The 14,467-nt window shown below is 70.2% G+C and carries 14 protein-coding genes and 1 tRNA gene; 5 read left to right on the top strand and 10 right to left on the bottom strand.

Going from position 1 to position 14,467, the window contains the following annotated elements; all coding sequences use genetic code 11:
* Window positions 1-42: 42 nt before the first annotated feature.
* Complete coding sequence (locus tag ACFY2Q_RS12135) at window positions 43-462, bottom strand: VOC family protein (protein WP_387129536.1); 420 nt, start codon at window positions 460-462, stop codon at window positions 43-45.
* Between the two features lie 35 nt (window positions 463-497).
* Window positions 498-899, bottom strand: a complete 402-nt coding sequence (locus ACFY2Q_RS12140; RefSeq protein WP_387129538.1) for a helix-turn-helix domain-containing protein — start codon at window positions 897-899, stop codon at window positions 498-500.
* Between the two features lie 315 nt (window positions 900-1,214).
* On the opposite strand from ACFY2Q_RS12140, the gene ACFY2Q_RS12145 reads away from it, so the two are divergent.
* A complete protein-coding gene (locus tag ACFY2Q_RS12145) occupies window positions 1,215-2,585 on the top strand; it encodes an acyltransferase family protein (RefSeq protein WP_387129540.1) in 1,371 nt (456 codons plus the stop codon).
* A gap of 205 nt (window positions 2,586-2,790) precedes the next feature.
* Here ACFY2Q_RS12145 and ACFY2Q_RS12150 read toward each other — a convergent pair.
* Window positions 2,791-2,867 (bottom strand) — tRNA-Thr (locus ACFY2Q_RS12150).
* 351 nt (window positions 2,868-3,218) lie between these two features.
* Here ACFY2Q_RS12150 and ACFY2Q_RS12155 point away from each other — a divergent pair.
* Window positions 3,219-4,310 carry an ABC transporter ATP-binding protein gene (locus ACFY2Q_RS12155; protein ID WP_387129541.1) on the top strand — a complete coding sequence of 364 codons (1,092 nt, stop codon included), beginning with the start codon at window positions 3,219-3,221 and terminating at the stop codon, window positions 4,308-4,310.
* A 139-nt stretch (window positions 4,311-4,449) separates the two neighbouring features.
* Here the strand turns inward: ACFY2Q_RS12155 and rlmB are convergent, their stop codons facing one another.
* The gene (rlmB, locus tag ACFY2Q_RS12160) at window positions 4,450-5,595 is read right to left on the bottom strand and encodes a 23S rRNA (guanosine(2251)-2'-O)-methyltransferase RlmB (RefSeq protein WP_387129543.1); all 1,146 of its coding nucleotides are present in this window, start codon (window positions 5,593-5,595) and stop codon (window positions 4,450-4,452) included.
* Window positions 5,595-7,010: a cysteine--tRNA ligase gene (gene cysS, locus ACFY2Q_RS12165; protein ID WP_387129544.1), complete on the bottom strand. Its 1,416-nt coding sequence runs from the start codon at window positions 7,008-7,010 to the stop codon at window positions 5,595-5,597. The genes rlmB and cysS overlap by 1 nt, the downstream gene beginning before the upstream one ends.
* 279 nt (window positions 7,011-7,289) lie before the next feature.
* Between cysS and ACFY2Q_RS12170 the strand changes: the two genes are divergently transcribed.
* Together ACFY2Q_RS12170 and ACFY2Q_RS12175 are read left to right on the top strand one after the other, a co-directional pair.
* Complete coding sequence (locus ACFY2Q_RS12170; protein ID WP_387129776.1) at window positions 7,290-7,898, top strand: IclR family transcriptional regulator; 609 nt, start codon at window positions 7,290-7,292, stop codon at window positions 7,896-7,898.
* A 1,028-nt stretch (window positions 7,899-8,926) separates the two neighbouring features.
* Entirely contained in the window at window positions 8,927-9,409 is a 483-nt protein-coding gene (locus ACFY2Q_RS12175; RefSeq protein WP_387129546.1) for an endonuclease domain-containing protein, read from the top strand.
* A gap of 195 nt (window positions 9,410-9,604) precedes the next feature.
* On the opposite strand, the gene ACFY2Q_RS12180 is transcribed toward ACFY2Q_RS12175, so the two are convergent.
* The 4 genes from ACFY2Q_RS12180 to ACFY2Q_RS12195 are packed head-to-tail and all read right to left on the bottom strand — an operon-like array spanning window position 9,605 to window position 13,264.
* A complete protein-coding gene (locus tag ACFY2Q_RS12180; RefSeq protein ID WP_387129548.1) occupies window positions 9,605-11,293 on the bottom strand; it encodes a S8 family serine peptidase in 1,689 nt (562 codons plus the stop codon).
* 36 nt (window positions 11,294-11,329) lie between these two features.
* Window positions 11,330-11,575: a hypothetical protein gene (locus ACFY2Q_RS12185; RefSeq protein WP_387129550.1), complete on the bottom strand. Its 246-nt coding sequence runs from the start codon at window positions 11,573-11,575 to the stop codon at window positions 11,330-11,332.
* Between the two features lie 17 nt (window positions 11,576-11,592).
* Complete coding sequence (locus tag ACFY2Q_RS12190; RefSeq protein WP_387129778.1) at window positions 11,593-12,294, bottom strand: HAD family hydrolase; 702 nt, start codon at window positions 12,292-12,294, stop codon at window positions 11,593-11,595.
* A gap of 13 nt (window positions 12,295-12,307) precedes the next feature.
* Window positions 12,308-13,264: a DMT family transporter gene (locus tag ACFY2Q_RS12195; RefSeq protein WP_387129552.1), complete on the bottom strand. Its 957-nt coding sequence runs from the start codon at window positions 13,262-13,264 to the stop codon at window positions 12,308-12,310.
* A gap of 85 nt (window positions 13,265-13,349) precedes the next feature.
* Between ACFY2Q_RS12195 and ACFY2Q_RS12200 the strand changes: the two genes are divergently transcribed.
* Window positions 13,350-13,895, top strand: coding sequence for a CGNR zinc finger domain-containing protein (locus ACFY2Q_RS12200; RefSeq protein WP_387129780.1), 546 nt, complete (start codon window positions 13,350-13,352; stop codon window positions 13,893-13,895).
* Here the strand turns inward: ACFY2Q_RS12200 and ACFY2Q_RS12205 are convergent.
* Window positions 13,883-14,458, bottom strand: coding sequence for a GNAT family N-acetyltransferase (locus tag ACFY2Q_RS12205; RefSeq protein ID WP_387129554.1), 576 nt, complete (start codon window positions 14,456-14,458; stop codon window positions 13,883-13,885). The two genes, ACFY2Q_RS12200 and ACFY2Q_RS12205, sit on opposite strands and share 13 nt — an antisense overlap.
* Between the last annotated feature and the right edge of the window lie 9 nt (window positions 14,459-14,467).

Below are 14,467 nucleotides of genomic sequence, written 5' to 3' on the forward strand. Positions count from 1 at the left end.
AGTTGGCGCGGGTTGCCCCGCGCCCTCCGGTGTCGGTCCGCCCTACGACCGCGGGAACATCTGGCCGATGCGGATCCGGTTGCCGAACGGGTCACGGATGCCGAAGTCGATCCCGTACGGGCGCTCGGTCGGCTCGTCGGTGATCTCGACACCCTTCGCCACGAGATCCTCGTACGTCTTGTGGGCGTCGTCGGTGGTCATGAAGAGGTACCCACCCAGAGCACCCTTGGTGAGCAACTCCCGGACCTGCTCGGCGGTCGCCGGGTCCAGCGCCGGCGGTCCCGGCTTCTCCAGCAGGATCTCGCGCTCCGAATCGCCGGGCAGGTTTACTGTCAACCACCGCATGAACCCGAGATCCTGATCGGTGTTGACCTCCATGCCGAGCTTGTTGACGTAAAAGTCAAGCGCCTCGTTCTGGTCCAGGACGTAGATCTGGGAGCGGCTGATCGCGTTCATCGTCATGCCCATGACGCTAGAGGTCGCCCCTGACCTGCTGCTTATCCAAAACTGACAGGTCTGGTCCACGCCTTGGTGAAGCACGACGGCACGTTCGGCGGCGCGACGTGCCGACGCCGGAAATCCGAGGGCGACTCCCCAACCACCTGCCGGAACGTCCTGCTGAACGTGCCCAGGCTGCCGAAGCCGACCGCGTAACAGATGTCTGTCACGTCCCGGTCGGTCTCCATCAGCAACGCCATCGCCCGCTCCATCCGGCGCCGCTGCAAATAGCGGTGCGGCGTCTCGCCGAACGTCGCCCGGAACGTCCGGATGAAATGCGCCTCGGAGACGTGCGCGATCCGGGCCAGCGCCGGGATGTCCAACGGCTGGGCGTACGCCCGGTCCATCGCGTCCCGGGCACGCAGCATCGCCCGGTTGGACTCCTCCGCCGCGCGACTCATCGACCTCCGCCCCGATCCGGCCGCTTGCCAGGCCCAGGCTACCGCCGCCCGACCCGATCCTCGCGCTCGCCGCCATCTCACCAGGAATCCTCCGGGCACTGCTGCCGTCGGCCTCGCCGTCGTCGATACGGCCCCGGTCGACGGGCAGCGCCAAGGACCACTGTTGCGACCCGACTGACTGCCGATCGGCGCGCGACAGGGGTCACCCGCAGAGGCTCCAGCCCGGCTAACAAAGCGGCGGGGCACCTGGCATCATGCCTGGAGCGCCAGCCGACCCCCGGTCAGGCGGATGCCCCCAAAAGGTGCCACATCACGATGAGTGCTACCAAAGAACGCATGCCCCGGGTTGAATCCCTGACCGGGCTGCGCTGGTTCGCCGCGTTCGCGGTATTCCTGTTCCACGCGAACCAGGTCATGAAGTTGCCCTCGGTCTACGACATCAAGCCCGGCGACTTCTTCCGGTTTGGTGATGCCGGGGTCACGTTCTTCTATGTGCTCTCGGGCTTCGTTCTGACCTGGTCGTTCTCCCCATCGGTGAGCACCGGGACGTTCTACTGGCGGCGGTTCGCCCGGGTCTGGCCGGCGCTCGCGGTCAGCACCATCATCGCCTGGGTGGCCTTCGACCAGGTCTGGCACGACTCGTGGAAGCGCACCCTGCTGAGCCTGTCGCTGACTGAGGCGTGGTTCCCGCCGGCGGGCCATCTTGTCGCCAACCCGGTGGCCTGGTCGGTCGCCTGCGAGGCCTTCTTCTACCTGCTCTTCCCATTCGTCATCCGGCCCCTGCTGCGGCTGCGACTGCCGGCGCTCGCGATCCTCGCCGCAGCCGGCATGGCCATCGAATGGGCCTACTGGTTCTTCGTGCAGGACTTTATCGACCCGAAGCAGTACTGGATCCAACTCTCCTGGTTCCTGCGCTTCCCACCGATCCGATTCATCGAGTTCCTGCTGGGAATGATCACCGCTGCCGCGCTCCTCCGCGGCTGGCGGCCGAGGATCAACCTGTGGCTCGCCCTGTCCTCGGTGCCGGCCTCGGTGCTGTTCCTGTGGTGGGGCGCACAGCAGGGCTGGTGGGGCCCGCACTGGTCACAGCAGGGCCTGATCCCCGCATGCGTGCTGGTGGTACTCGCTGCAGCGCTCCGCGACGTCTCCGGGCGGCCCTCGATCTTCCGGAGCAAGCCACTGGTCTCCCTCGGCGCCTGGTCCTACGCCTTCTACCTGGTCCACCTGTCACTCATCTACTGGCTGATGGGCACGGTGAAGACCAGCCCCGCGAACTGGGCGAACCTCAAGGTCCTCCTGGTCTGGGCGGTGATGGGCATCGCCCTAGCGTGGGCGTGTTACAGGTGGATCGAACACCCGGTGGAGAGATTCCTCCGCGGCCTCTACCCGCGCCGCGTCCCGGCTGCGGACCCGCCCGCGCCGCAGGAGGCCGTCGCGCAGGAGGCCGCCGCCCAGGGAGTCGTTGCGGGAGCCGTCGGGCAGGGGGCCGTTGCGCCGGAGACCGCGACGCACGAGGCCGCCACGCAAGAGGCCGTAGCGGTACCCCGCCAGCTTTCCAGTGCCGTCCTCAGCGGGGATGATGCCCAACCTGAGGAAGATGCCGTCCTCACCGGGCACGCGCCTCTGTCCCCGCCCGAGAAGGTCGAGCCCGGCACCTACCGGAGCCTGCACAGCAACATTCGATGATGCGGCGCCTGGTCGGCCGGTTGCTGTAAGTGTTGCTGCCGAAGGCAGCACGTACTGGACCGCCTCACCGAGGAGCCCTGCTACCCGGCATACCGGCAGCGGGTCCGTGAGCTGCTCCAGCCAGCGCCTCGAGTGCACTGCGTTGAGCGGCTGTGGCAGACCAGCTCGACGTAGCGGCGGCCAGCCCGAAAGTGCCTGATGAAATTGGAGCCCCCGGCCGGGATCGAACCGGCGACATCTCGCTTACAAGGCGAGTGCTCTGGCCAGCTGAGCTACAGGGGCGCGCGCGTCGAGGTCAGCATAGCGACTAGCGCCCGGATATCCCGCTCCCGAGGCCTCCCGAGCACGGGAAACGTCAACAACCCGACCTCCGTACGCCTTCGCAGGGCCGGGGCGGCGGGTCGATTGATGTCCGACCGTGCCCGACTGACCGGAATGCCTGGCTGCTGAGTCACTCCTGACGACCCCTCACCTTGGCAGCGGGATGAAACCCGTTTACGGTGCAGTGACACGGATGACGATCAGCCACCCCCGCGGCGGCCCGTCGTCCGCTGACCGGTACGTGAACGTGCCGGTCGCTCCTTCACTCGGATCGTCCGGCACGTTCCTGCCGGTGAAAGGAAGCGCTTCACCATGGCTACGGTCACCTATTCCAAGGCGTCCCGGGTATACCCGGGCCAAGAGCGTCCCGCCGTCAACGAGCTTGACCTCGAGATCGGCGACGGCGAGTTCCTCGTCCTCGTCGGCCCCTCCGGTTGTGGCAAGTCCACGAGCCTGCGGATGCTCGCCGGCCTGGAGGATGTCGACGCCGGCTCGATCTACATCGACCAGCGCGACGTCACCCACCTCCCCCCGAAGGCCCGCGACATCGCGATGGTCTTCCAGAACTACGCCCTCTACCCGCACATGACGGTGTACGAGAACATGGCGTTCGCCCTGAAGCTGCGCAAGACCTCCAAGTCGGAGATCGACCGGCGGGTCAAGGAGGCGGCCGGGCTGCTCCAGCTGGAGGAGTACCTCAGCCGCAAGCCGAAGGCGCTCTCCGGTGGTCAGCGTCAGCGTGTCGCGATGGGCCGGGCGATCGTCCGCGAGCCGCAGGTCTTCCTCATGGACGAGCCGCTGTCGAACCTCGACGCCAAGCTGCGCGTGCAGACCCGTACCCAGATCGCGTCGTTGCAGGCCAAGCTGGGCGTCACCACCGTGTACGTCACGCACGACCAGGTCGAGGCCATGACCATGGGTCACCGGGTCGCGGTGCTGCTCGACGGTGTTCTCCAGCAGGTGGACACCCCCCGGGCGCTCTACGACACCCCGGCCAACGTGTTCGTCGCCGGCTTCATGGGCTCCCCCGCCATGAACATCAAGACCGTGCCGCTGAACGAGCAGGGCGCCGAGTTCGCCGAGCTGCACATCCCGCTGACCCGCGAGCAGGTCGCTGCGGCCCGCGCCGAGGGTGGCGACGGCAAGGTGACGGTGGGCTTCCGCCCGGAGGACTGCGACCTGGTCAGCCCGACCGAGGGCGGCATGCCGGTAGTGGTCGAACTGGTCGAGGACCTCGGCTCCGACGCCAACGTCTACGGCCACGCCGCGCTGGGTGGCAACTCGGAGCGCTTCGTCGTCCGCACCGACCGGCGCAGCATGCCGAACATGGGTGACACCGTGTTCGTCAAGCCGCGCACCGGCCGCAGCCACGTCTTCCACGCCGCCACCGGTGGCCGGATCTGACGTAACGCCGTACCGAAAAAGGGGTGGTCCGCTTCGGCGGGCCGCCCCTTTTCGTCGTACCGATGATGCGTGGACCCACCAGGTTCGGACATGCGACGAGGCCCGTCCCGGCAACCGGGAGGGGCCTCGTCGACGTTCGTTACAGCTCGACCGAGCGGCGGCGCGACACCTCGGCGAGGGTGACCGCGGCGGCCACGCTTGCGTTCAGCGACTCCACCTCGGAGATCATCGGGATGCTGACGGTCAGGTCGCAGGTCTCGCCGACAAGGCGGGACAGCCCGCGCCCCTCCGAGCCGACCACGACCACAAGCGGGCCGACGGCGGCCTCCAGGTCGTACAGGTCGGTGTCGCCGTCGGCGTCCAGGCCGACCACCATGAAGCCCGCGTCCCGGCACGCCTTCAGCGACCGGGTGAGGTTGGTGACCTGGGCCACCGGCACCCGCGCGGCCGCGCCGGCACTGGTCCGCCAGGCGGTCGCCGTGATCCCGGCAGCACGCCGCTCGGGTACGAAGACACCCTGCGCACCGAACGCGGCGGCCGAACGGATCACCGCACCCAGGTTGCGCGGGTCGGTGACCCCGTCCAGCGCGACCAGAAGCGGCGCCGGCTGCTCCAGGGCCGCGGCAACCATGTCCTCGAAGGGCTGGTACGCGAACGGCGGCACCTGCAACCCGACGCCCTGGTGCAGCACCCCGCCTGTCATCCGGTCCAGCTCGGCGCGGCTGATGTCCAGGATGGCGATGCCCCGGTCGGCGGCGGTCCGGAGGATCTCGTTGATCCGGTCGTCCGCGTCGAGGCCCTGAGCCGTGTAGAGCGCCGTCGCCGGCACCAGGGCGCGCAGCGCCTCCAGCACCGGGTTGCGCCCGACCAGCAGCTCCGGCGTGTCCTTCGAAGGGTTGGACTTGCGCCCCGGCGCGACCCGGGGACCAGACCGACCGCCGGCGCCACCCCGACCTGCGGCACCACCGCGACCGCCGGCACCAGACCGACCGGCGGGTACGCCCCGACCGCCGCCCCTGCCCCAGGTGGTGTCCTTGCTGCCCGGCTGACCGATCTTCGGGGCACGCCCCTCCTCGGCCGCGGCCCGGCGCTCCTTGTCCTGCTTCCAGGCGGTGCGCTGGGGCAGCTTCTCGGTGCCCGAATAACCCTTGTGCCACGGCCGCTCGTCGGCGGGCAGGGTGCGACCCCGCCCCGCCAGGGAGTCCTTGTTCTTGCCGCCGGTGCCCTTGGGGGCACCCGCCTTCGACGTCAGTCGCCGGCCACGGCGCTGCGAGTTGCCGGCCATCAGTCCTGCTCTCCAATAGTCCAACGGGGGCCCTGGGGGGTGTCCTCGACCACCACGCCGGCCAGCTTGAGCTGGTCACGTACCGCGTCGGCGGCGGTCCAGTCCTTGCGGCCCCGGGCCTGCGCACGCTGCTCCAGGGCCAGCGCGATCAGGGAGTCCACCACGGCACGCAGATCGTTCGAGCTGCCGCCACCGGTCCAGGCGGGGTCGAGGGGGTCGATTCCGAGGATATCCAGCATCGCCCGGACCGCGGCCAGGGTGGTGCGGACGGTCACATCATCGCCGACGCTCAGCGCGGTGTTGCCGTCCCGGAGGTGCTGCTGCAGCACGGCCAGGGCGGCGGAGGTGTTGAGGTCGTCGTCCATGGCCGCGACGAAGCCGGCCGGCAGCTCACCGAACTGCCCGGCGCCTACCCGCTCGGCGGCCCGCTGCACGAAACCCTCAATCCGCCGGTACGCGGTGGCCGCGTCGCGCAGCGAGTCCTCCGAGTAGTCGATCACCGAGCGGTAGTGGGCTGCGGCGTAGTAGTAGCGCAGCTCCACAGGCCGCACCCCGAGCGAGTCCACGTACGCCAGGTCCAGTGCGTTGCCTGCGGACTTGCCCATCTTGGCCCCGCCGATGCTGAGCAGCCCGTGGTGCACCCAGTAGCGGGCGAACGGAAGCCCCGCCGCCTGGGACTGGGCGATCTCGTTCTCGTGGTGCGGAAACGTCAGGTCCAGGCCGCCGCCGTGGATGTCGAACTCCGGGCCGAGATAGCGCCAGCACATCGCCGAGCACTCGATGTGCCAGCCCGGGCGGCCCAGCCCCCACGGCGACGGCCAGTAGGCATCCGCCGGCTCATCCGGCTTGGCGCCCTTCCAGAGCGCGAAGTCACGTGGGTCCCGTTTGCCCCGGTCGGGTGCGTCATCGGACGACTGCATCGCGTCCGGCGACTGACCCGACAGAGCCCCGTACGTCGGCCAGGACGCCACATCGAAGTAGACGTCGCCGGAACCGTCGGTCGCCGGATACGCGTGCCCGTCCGCGATCAACTTCGTGATCAGCTCGTGCATCTCGGGGATGTGCCCTGTGGCGCGCGGCTCATAGGTGGGCGCCAGCACGTTCAACGCCCGGTACGACTCGGCGAGGATCCGCTCGTTCGCGTACGCGATCGACCAGAACGGCCGGCCCTGCTCCCCCGCCTTGACCAGAATCTTGTCGTCGATGTCGGTCAGGTTGCGGATGAACGTAACCTCGTAACCGGCGGACAGCAGCCAGCGGCGCAGCACGTCATAGTTGACGCCGGAACGAAGATGGCCGATGTGCGGCGGAGCCTGAAGGGTGAGACCACACAGGTAGACCCCCACCTTGCCGGCTTCCCGCGGGACGAAGTCCCGCACCGATCGGGTGGCGGTGTCATACAGGCGTAGCGTCACCGTACAAGGGTAGCCGTCCGTGTCTGTCCGGGTCCGGCGGTGCCGGGTCGTACGCTGCCAGGCGTGGATGCGACCGCACGCCCCGGTGAGCCCTCCGCCCACCCCACCGGCCCAGCCAAGGCAGCCATCGGGCAGCCCGACGCGATCACGCCCGCCGACAGAGGCGCCAGGCGAGGCGACACGGCGACCGGACGGCCCGACACGGTCTCCGGGCGATCCGACACGGTCTCCGGCCCAGCCGACGGGGTCGCCGGTCGAGCTGGGGAGACGGCGCAGACGCTGGACCGGGGATTGCGGCTGCTGCACCTGGTTGCCGACGCGCCGGGCGGGCTGACCGTCACCGAGGCTGCGGCTCGGCTCGGCATCGGCCGGGCGGCCGTCTACCGGCTGGTGGGTCCACTGACCGGGCACGGAATGCTACGGCGCGACAGCGACGGCCGACTCCGCCTCGGTGTCGGCGTGCTGCACCTGGCCCGACGGGCGCAGCCACTGCTCGCCGAGGGGGCGCTACCCGCGCTGCGCCGGCTCGCCGAGCAGGCCGGCGCGACCGCGCACCTGACGGTGGTCGAGGGTGGGGAGGGAGTCGCCTTGGCGGTGGTCGAGCCGAGCTGGACGTCGTACCACGTCGCGTACCGGACGGGTGCACGGCATCCACTGGACCGGGGCGCGGCGGGCCGGGCCATCCTGGGCGGTCGGGCGGGGGTTGCTGACCCGGTGATCAGTAGCGGAGAGCTGCAGGCCGGGGCGTACGGGGTGGCGGCACCGGTGCTCGGCGTACCCGGTCTGGAGGCGAGCGTCGGCGTGGTCGCGCTCGCCCCGCTGGACGTCGACACGATCGGCCCCCAGGTCCTCGCCGCCGCCAGAACAATCGCCACCACCCTCCGCTAACAGCACACTCGGGCCACACCGCCGACGCTGGCAACGCTCGGCCGGCACCGTCGGTTGATCGACTCGACTTCACGGATACCGCGGTGTCCGAGTGGCTGCGATAGCCCGACTTCCATGAGCACGAGTGGATCTCCACTCGGCAGCCATACCACGATCAACGGCCGACGCGGCGGTTGTCCACAGGGGCCGATTAGGCGTCCGGGCGCGTTGTCCACAGGGGTTTTCGCAGGCGATGGGCGGTCGGCAGGCTGCTCAGCATGCCACCACGTCCACACCGACCCGACGCCCTGACGTGGCAGGTCTTCCGCGGCTCCGACGCTGTCCGGGACGGCCTGCTCACCGAGCATCAGTTGCGCAGCGCCGCCTGGGTGCGGTTGCGCCACGACGTGTACGCCGACGCACGGCTGGACCGGGACCACGGCCTGGCCTGCCGCGGCGCCCTTCTCCGGCTACCCCCCGGAGTTCTGGTCGGCGGTCCTTCGGCCGCCTACCTGCACGGTGTCAACCATGCCGCTGCCTTCACCGACGACGTGCATGTCCTCGTGCCCCGACCGCTGCGGATCGGCGCGCAGCGCGGCCTGCGCGTGCACGTCGACGCCGCTCCGCCCTCCGATGACAACCGCGCACCTGGGCGATCCGAGATCACACCGGACGCCAGCCGACTCCTGGTGACGGGGCAGCACCCGAGCGCGCGTCGTCCCTCAGCAGCAGCGCACCCGCTCGGCGCGGACCGTTCGCTCAGGGCAGTGAATGCACCCCGTACGAGACGAACACCTGACCTCGACACGTCGCCGCGCCGACCAGGGCGGCAGCCTGAGGAGGGCGCGGCCGGGGCCAGGCCTGACAGGGTCAGCCCAGGCAGCACGCGAGCAGTCAGGCCTGGTGATGGACGAACGAGGGCCTTTGGGCTGGAGTCCGTCCGGAAGTCGGGCATTCCGGCTCCCAATTCTGCCTCGGGGCAGGCGATCTGGGAGCCACGAGGCCCGATTCCCCGCTCCGACCCGGGGCAGGCCGCCTGGGAAACGGCGGTGTGGCTCGATCCGATCCGGGCGGTGGCCATCGTCGACGCGATGCTGGGGCTGGGGCTGACCGACCGAGACACGCTGACCGAGGTTGCTGGCCGCAACGCGGACCGTTCCGGTGGCCGTCGGGCACGCTGGGTTTTCGACCTGGCCGACGGCAGAGCCCAGTCCCCGCCGGAATCGCAGCTACGGGTACGCCTGGTGCTGGGCGGGCTGCCGCGCCCGGTCGCCCAGCATCCGGTGCGCCTGCCCACCGGGGTTGTCCTGCACCCCGACCTGGCGTGGCCGGAATACCGGGTAGCGGTCGAGTACGACGGGCAGTGGCATGCCGACGCGGACCAGTTGCACCGCGACCGCCGCCGGCTGAACCTGCTCGTCGGAGCGGGGTGGCTGGTGCTGCACGTGACCAGCCGACGATTGCACGCCGAGTTCCCCGCAGTGCTCCGCGAGGTGGGCGCCGCACTGACCTCCCGCGGCTGGCGCCGGTGAACCCTCGACCCGACCGGCCAAGACCATCTCGGGTTCTTTGAAATCGGGGTATCCCAAGCACGGTGATACCCCGATTTCAAGGAACCCGAGTCGATCACGCCCGGGGCCCGAACGTCGGGCGGGGCCCGGACAGCGGCCCGGAACGCCGACGAGGCCCGGCCGACAGTCTGTCGGCCGGGCCTCGAGGGTGGTGCGTTACGGGCGGGCGTTCGGCTTGAGCGGGGTCTTCACCGCCGCGTAGGCGTCGACGATCCCGTAGCCGTAGAAGCCGTTGAAGTTGACCCCACCGGCGCAGTACGCGTCGTAGGTCTCGTCCCGGCCCTCATTGCGGTACTGCTGCAGCCTCGGCTCCGGGCAGGCGCGCTCGGCGGCCGTCCGGTAGAGGTGCTGCTCGACCAGGTTCGGCGACATGCCGAAGCCGCCCCGGCGCTCCGGCTTGCCGTGCCGGCTGACGATCAGCGCGGCGACGCCGGCGGCGTGCGGGGACGCCATCGAGGTGCCCTGGAGGTAGGTGTAGTAGCCGCACTCACCGTTGGCCTTGCACTGCTTGAAGACCGACTCCTCGAACCCGGCGACGATGTTGCCGTTCGCGTCGACCGAGCCTTCCTCCTGGAGCACGTGCTTCGGGTACGTCGAGAGGATCATGTTGGCGTCGGTACGGAACGTGTCGGTGCCGAAGCCGTCCCGGAACCAGCCGCCCGGTGCCGCCACCGAGATCTGCTCGGTGCCGTAGTTGGAGAAGTCCGACTTCTTGCCGGACGGGCCGACCGACGACACCCCGATGACGTGCGGGCCTTCGACGGGCAGGTCCCAGCAGCTGTTGTTGTCGATCGGCCGGGGGTACGGCGCCGTCCCACCGTAGTTCGGGCTGCTGGTGTCGGTACGCGGTGCGCCCAGGTCCATGTTGCTGTTGCCGAGCGCGCCGACCAGGGTGACGCCGTTGTCGTGGGCGAAGTTCAGGGCCCGCTTCATGGCCTTGATGGTGGCCCGCTGCGCGGCCTGGTTCTCGGGGGAGTCGGCCGGGTTGGCGGTGCAGTTGAAGAGCCACGGGTCGACGTAGAACGACATGTTGACCACGTCGATCCCGGACCGGCCGGCGTGCACCAGTGCGTTGACGACCGGGTTGAGGAAGAAGTAGCCGGAGTCCTGGCCACCCTTCAGCTCGACAAGCGAAACGTTCGGCGCGACACCGGAGAGGCCGAAGCCGTTCGCGGCGGCACCGATGGTGCCCGCCACGTGGGTGCCGTGCCCGCCGTCGTCGGTGCCAACCGGGTCGAGGCAGCTCGGCACCTCGCAGGGGCCGTCCACGTCGACCAGGTCGGGCGCGAAGTTACGGGACAGCGCCCAGTTGAAGTTCGGCGCGATGTCCGGGTTGCTGGCGTCGACGCCGGTGTCGAGTACGCCGACGGTCACCCGACGGTCACCCGGCTCGATCTTGCGGGCCTGGTCGGCCCCGATCATCTTGAGGCCCCAGAGCTTGTCGTCGAGCGGGTCCAGCTTGGCACCCTTCTTGGGCCCCTTCTTGGGCCCCTTGCCGGCGGCCGTCAGGTGTTCCTGCTCGACGCGGTCCAGCTTCGGCTTGTGGCCGATCGCCTTCTGCGGGGCGGCACCGACAAGCGCCGGGGCAGCGGTCGCCTTGGCCGCGAAGTCAGCCCGATCGCTTGTCACCTGGAACATCCCGACCTCGTCGGACCGGGACACCACAGTGCCGCCGGCTGCCCGGATGGCGGCGACCGCGGTGTCGGCGGCGACGCCGTCCTCGGCGACGACGGTGAAGGTTCGGGAACTGGTCGGCGCGGCGCTGGCCGGCACGCTCAGCCCTGCTGCCGTAAGTGCCAGCACTGCCGCGGTTGCGACGGCGCCGACGGTGAAGCGCTTGCTCACCACATCAGATCCTCTCGTTGAGGGACGTGGCAGCCATCACACAACACCCGGCGGGATTTCGCCAGATGAACGCCCGTTATGACGGTGAATCTCTGCCGGATCCGCCCAGGTTGGCGCGCGCTCCACCCGGATCGACGGTAACCGCTGGCTGATCGGCTGCCAGCGCTGACAGGCCAGCGACCCCGGCAGGCAGACCAACACCCGCCGCATGCCGATCAGCAACCGCCGCAGGCCGATCAGCAACCGCCGCCGGCAGGCCAGCAACCCCGGCAGACAGGCCATCGGCAACGGCAGGCAGGTCAGCCAGCACCGGCAGCCAGGCCGGCCGGTAGGTCAGCCAGCACACCAGGCAGGTCAGCCATCGTGGATACTTCGGCGTCGGGCACGAATCCGTCCGGGCGGGGCAGGCCGGCCCGGTTCAGCCACACCGAGCGGAGGCCGGCCATCCGGGGTGCGACGACGTCGTGCACCCACGAGTCGCCGACGTACACGATCTGACTGGCTGGAACGCCTGCCGCCGCGACCACCGCCGCGTAGAACTGCGGGGCGGGCTTCTTGGGCAGGCCGTTCTCGTGCGCGTACACCTCGAAGGTGAACTCACCGGCGAGTCCGCAGCGTTCGGCGCGGCTGTTGCCGTTGGTGGCGAAGCCCAGCGTGTACCTGGCGCGCAGCGCGGCGAGCGCAGCCCGCACGTCCGGGAAGGGTCGGGTGAGGGCGAATCGGCGGGCGAAGAAGAGGGCGGCGAACTCGTCCAGGTGGTCGTCCAGCCCGGCGCGGGCCAGCGATCGGGCCAGCGCCGCGCGGCGGATCTCCGCCACCGGGGCGGCGCTCAGCTCGCCGAAGACCGCGCCCCAGTCGGATTCCAACTCGGCGAGTGTCACCGCGGCGGCGGCCGGGGTGCGCCGCCGCATCTCGTCGAGGACGGCCACCAGCCCGCCGGTCACTGCCGGGCGCAGGTCGAGCAGGGTTTCGTCGGCGTCGAAGACGACTGTGGTCAGCACGGTGCCCACTGTCTCACCGCGCGCTGACAGCCAGCGCGGGCTCGGGCGCTGCGGACGCCGGCGTCCCGCGCAGCTCGTCGAGGCGCACCAGTGCGACCCCGGCGATGATCAGCACACCGCCGAACAGCTGCCAGGCGGTCGGCAGTTCGTTGAGGAACAGCCAGGCGATCAGCACCGCGAAGAGCACCTCGGTCAGCCCGACGAACGACGACAGGCGGGCGCCGAGGATGCGGGTGCCGGCGATCCCCGCGAGGTACGCGACCACGGCGGCGATCAGGGAGAGCCCGGCGATGGGCAGCAGCCAACTGGTGGTCTGCCCGGCAAAGGTGACCTCGCCGAACGTGGCGCGCAGCGGCAGCAGGCCGGTCAGCCCGACGATGAGCAGCATGACGGCACCGACGGCCATTCCGCCGCTGGCCAAGGCGACGGAGGGCAGTCGGGGGTCGACACGGCCGGCGAGCACGAAGTAGCCGGCCAGGCCGACGGCGGCGCTCAGCCCCCAGAGGACGCCCACGGGGTGGAAGCTCGTGGTGCCGGTGAGGTCCAGCACGAACGCCAGCCCGCACAGGGCGGCCATCGACCCGGCCACGGTGAGCTGGCGGGGGCGCTGCCCGTGCCGCAGCCACATCCAGACCACAACGAGGATGATGCCGAGGTATTCCAGCAGGAGCGCGACACCGACCGGCAGGTAGCGCACGGCGTTGAAGAAGCACGCCTGGGCCACGGCGACCCCGAGCAGCCCGAACAGCCCGACCGCCGTGATGTTGCTGCGCAGCACGTCCCACCTGCCTCGCAGGGACAGCGCGGCAGGGACCGCCAGCACCAGGGCGGCGATGCCGACGCGGCAGATCACCGCGGCCTCGGCCGACCAGCCGGCGTCGATGAGCGAGCGTGCGAAGGTGCCCGAGGTGGCGAACGTGACCGCGGAGAGCAGCGCCAGCGCGGCGCCGGCGGCGGGTCGTGGGTGCATCTCGCGCTCCTCGGGAAGACACAATGTCATGAGCAAACTATCCTTGTGCCGATGACGCTAGGTGCCACCTGTGACAGGAATCAAGTTGCTGTTCGCTCATGACACCGAATACTCGCTGATCGCCGCTGCCGCGCTTGTCAACACCTCGGGCCGCGACGGGGAGCTGCTGCCCGACGTGGCCGCGCTCAACGACTACTTCATCCGGCACTCCTACACCGGGCGGCACGAGTGCACCGACGCCGAGCTGCACGCCGTCCGGGCGCTGCGGCCCCGGCTGCGCCGCATCTGGCAGGCCGAGCCGTCCGAGATCGTCGCCGTGATCAACGAACTGCTGCTGGAGCACCAGGCGTTGCCGCAGCTCATCCGGCACGACGACGAGCCGTACCATCTGCACGCCGTGCCCCTCGACGCACCGCTGGCCACGCGGATGGCGGTGGAGGCGGCGATGGCGATGGCCGACCTGGTCCGGATGGGTGAGTTGAGCCGACTACGGATCTGCGACTACCCGGACTGCGGCAACGTGGTCGTCGACCTGTCCCGCAACCGGTCGCGGCGGTTCTGCGACGCCGGCTGCGGCAACCGGGCGGCGGTGACCGCCTACCGCGCCCGTCGGGCCGCCTACCGGTCCTGAGCCGCGGCCCACTCCCGCGCCGACAACTCGTACTCCACCTCGCCGTGCTCGGTCCCCGGAATCGGGTCGTCCCACTCCAGGTGGAAGGTCCGCACGTAGCGCAGCCCCGCCTTCGCCAGCACCCGCCGGGACCGGTCGTTGACAGACATCGTCTCGGCCCACACCCGACGCACGCCGACCACGTCGAAGGCATGCCGCACGAGCGCCCGGGACCCCTCGGTCGCCAGGCCACGCCCCCACGTCGGGCGCCGCAGTCGGTAGCCCAACTCGGCCTCGCCACCGTCGGCCGACGGGTCGAGCGCGAACCAGCCCACGAACTCGCCGGTCGCCCGATCGAGCGCCGCCCAGCGGCCCAGCCCGGGGTGCCTGTCGTACTCGGCCAGCAGCCTCGGCACCTGCTCGTCGCGGACAGTGGCACGCGGGGTGGCGACGCCGCCGGTCAGGAAACGCATGACCTCGGGGTCGCTGTCCAACTCGACGAGCGCGTCCACATCGGTCACTGTCAGCCGCCGCAGCCGCAACCGCTCGGTCGCCGCCGGCACGCCGGCGCCATCCCCATCCATCGCCGGATC

It is taken from the genome of Micromonospora sp. NPDC000316 (genome assembly GCF_042898885.1).
Taxonomy (GTDB): domain Bacteria; phylum Actinomycetota; class Actinomycetes; order Mycobacteriales; family Micromonosporaceae; genus Micromonospora.

Excerpts from the sequence above, each read along its gene's own strand:
- ACFY2Q_RS12195 (WP_387129552.1), bottom strand. The coding sequence starts at position 13,264 with ATGCACCCACGACCCGCCGCCGGCGCCGCGCTGGCGCTGCTCTCCGCG.
- ACFY2Q_RS12155 (WP_387129541.1), top strand. The coding sequence starts at position 3,219 with ATGGCTACGGTCACCTATTCCAAGGCGTCCCGGGTATACCCGGGCCAA.
- ACFY2Q_RS12140 (WP_387129538.1), bottom strand. The coding sequence starts at position 899 with ATGAGTCGCGCGGCGGAGGAGTCCAACCGGGCGATGCTGCGTGCCCGG.
- ACFY2Q_RS12145 (WP_387129540.1), top strand. The coding sequence starts at position 1,215 with ATGAGTGCTACCAAAGAACGCATGCCCCGGGTTGAATCCCTGACCGGG.
- ACFY2Q_RS12205 (WP_387129554.1), bottom strand. The coding sequence starts at position 14,458 with ATGGATGGGGATGGCGCCGGCGTGCCGGCGGCGACCGAGCGGTTGCGG.
- ACFY2Q_RS12135 (WP_387129536.1), bottom strand. The coding sequence starts at position 462 with ATGACGATGAACGCGATCAGCCGCTCCCAGATCTACGTCCTGGACCAG.
- ACFY2Q_RS12185 (WP_387129550.1), bottom strand. The coding sequence starts at position 11,575 with ATGGCCTGTCTGCCGGGGTTGCTGGCCTGCCGGCGGCGGTTGCTGATC.
- rlmB (WP_387129543.1), bottom strand. The coding sequence starts at position 5,595 with ATGGCCGGCAACTCGCAGCGCCGTGGCCGGCGACTGACGTCGAAGGCG.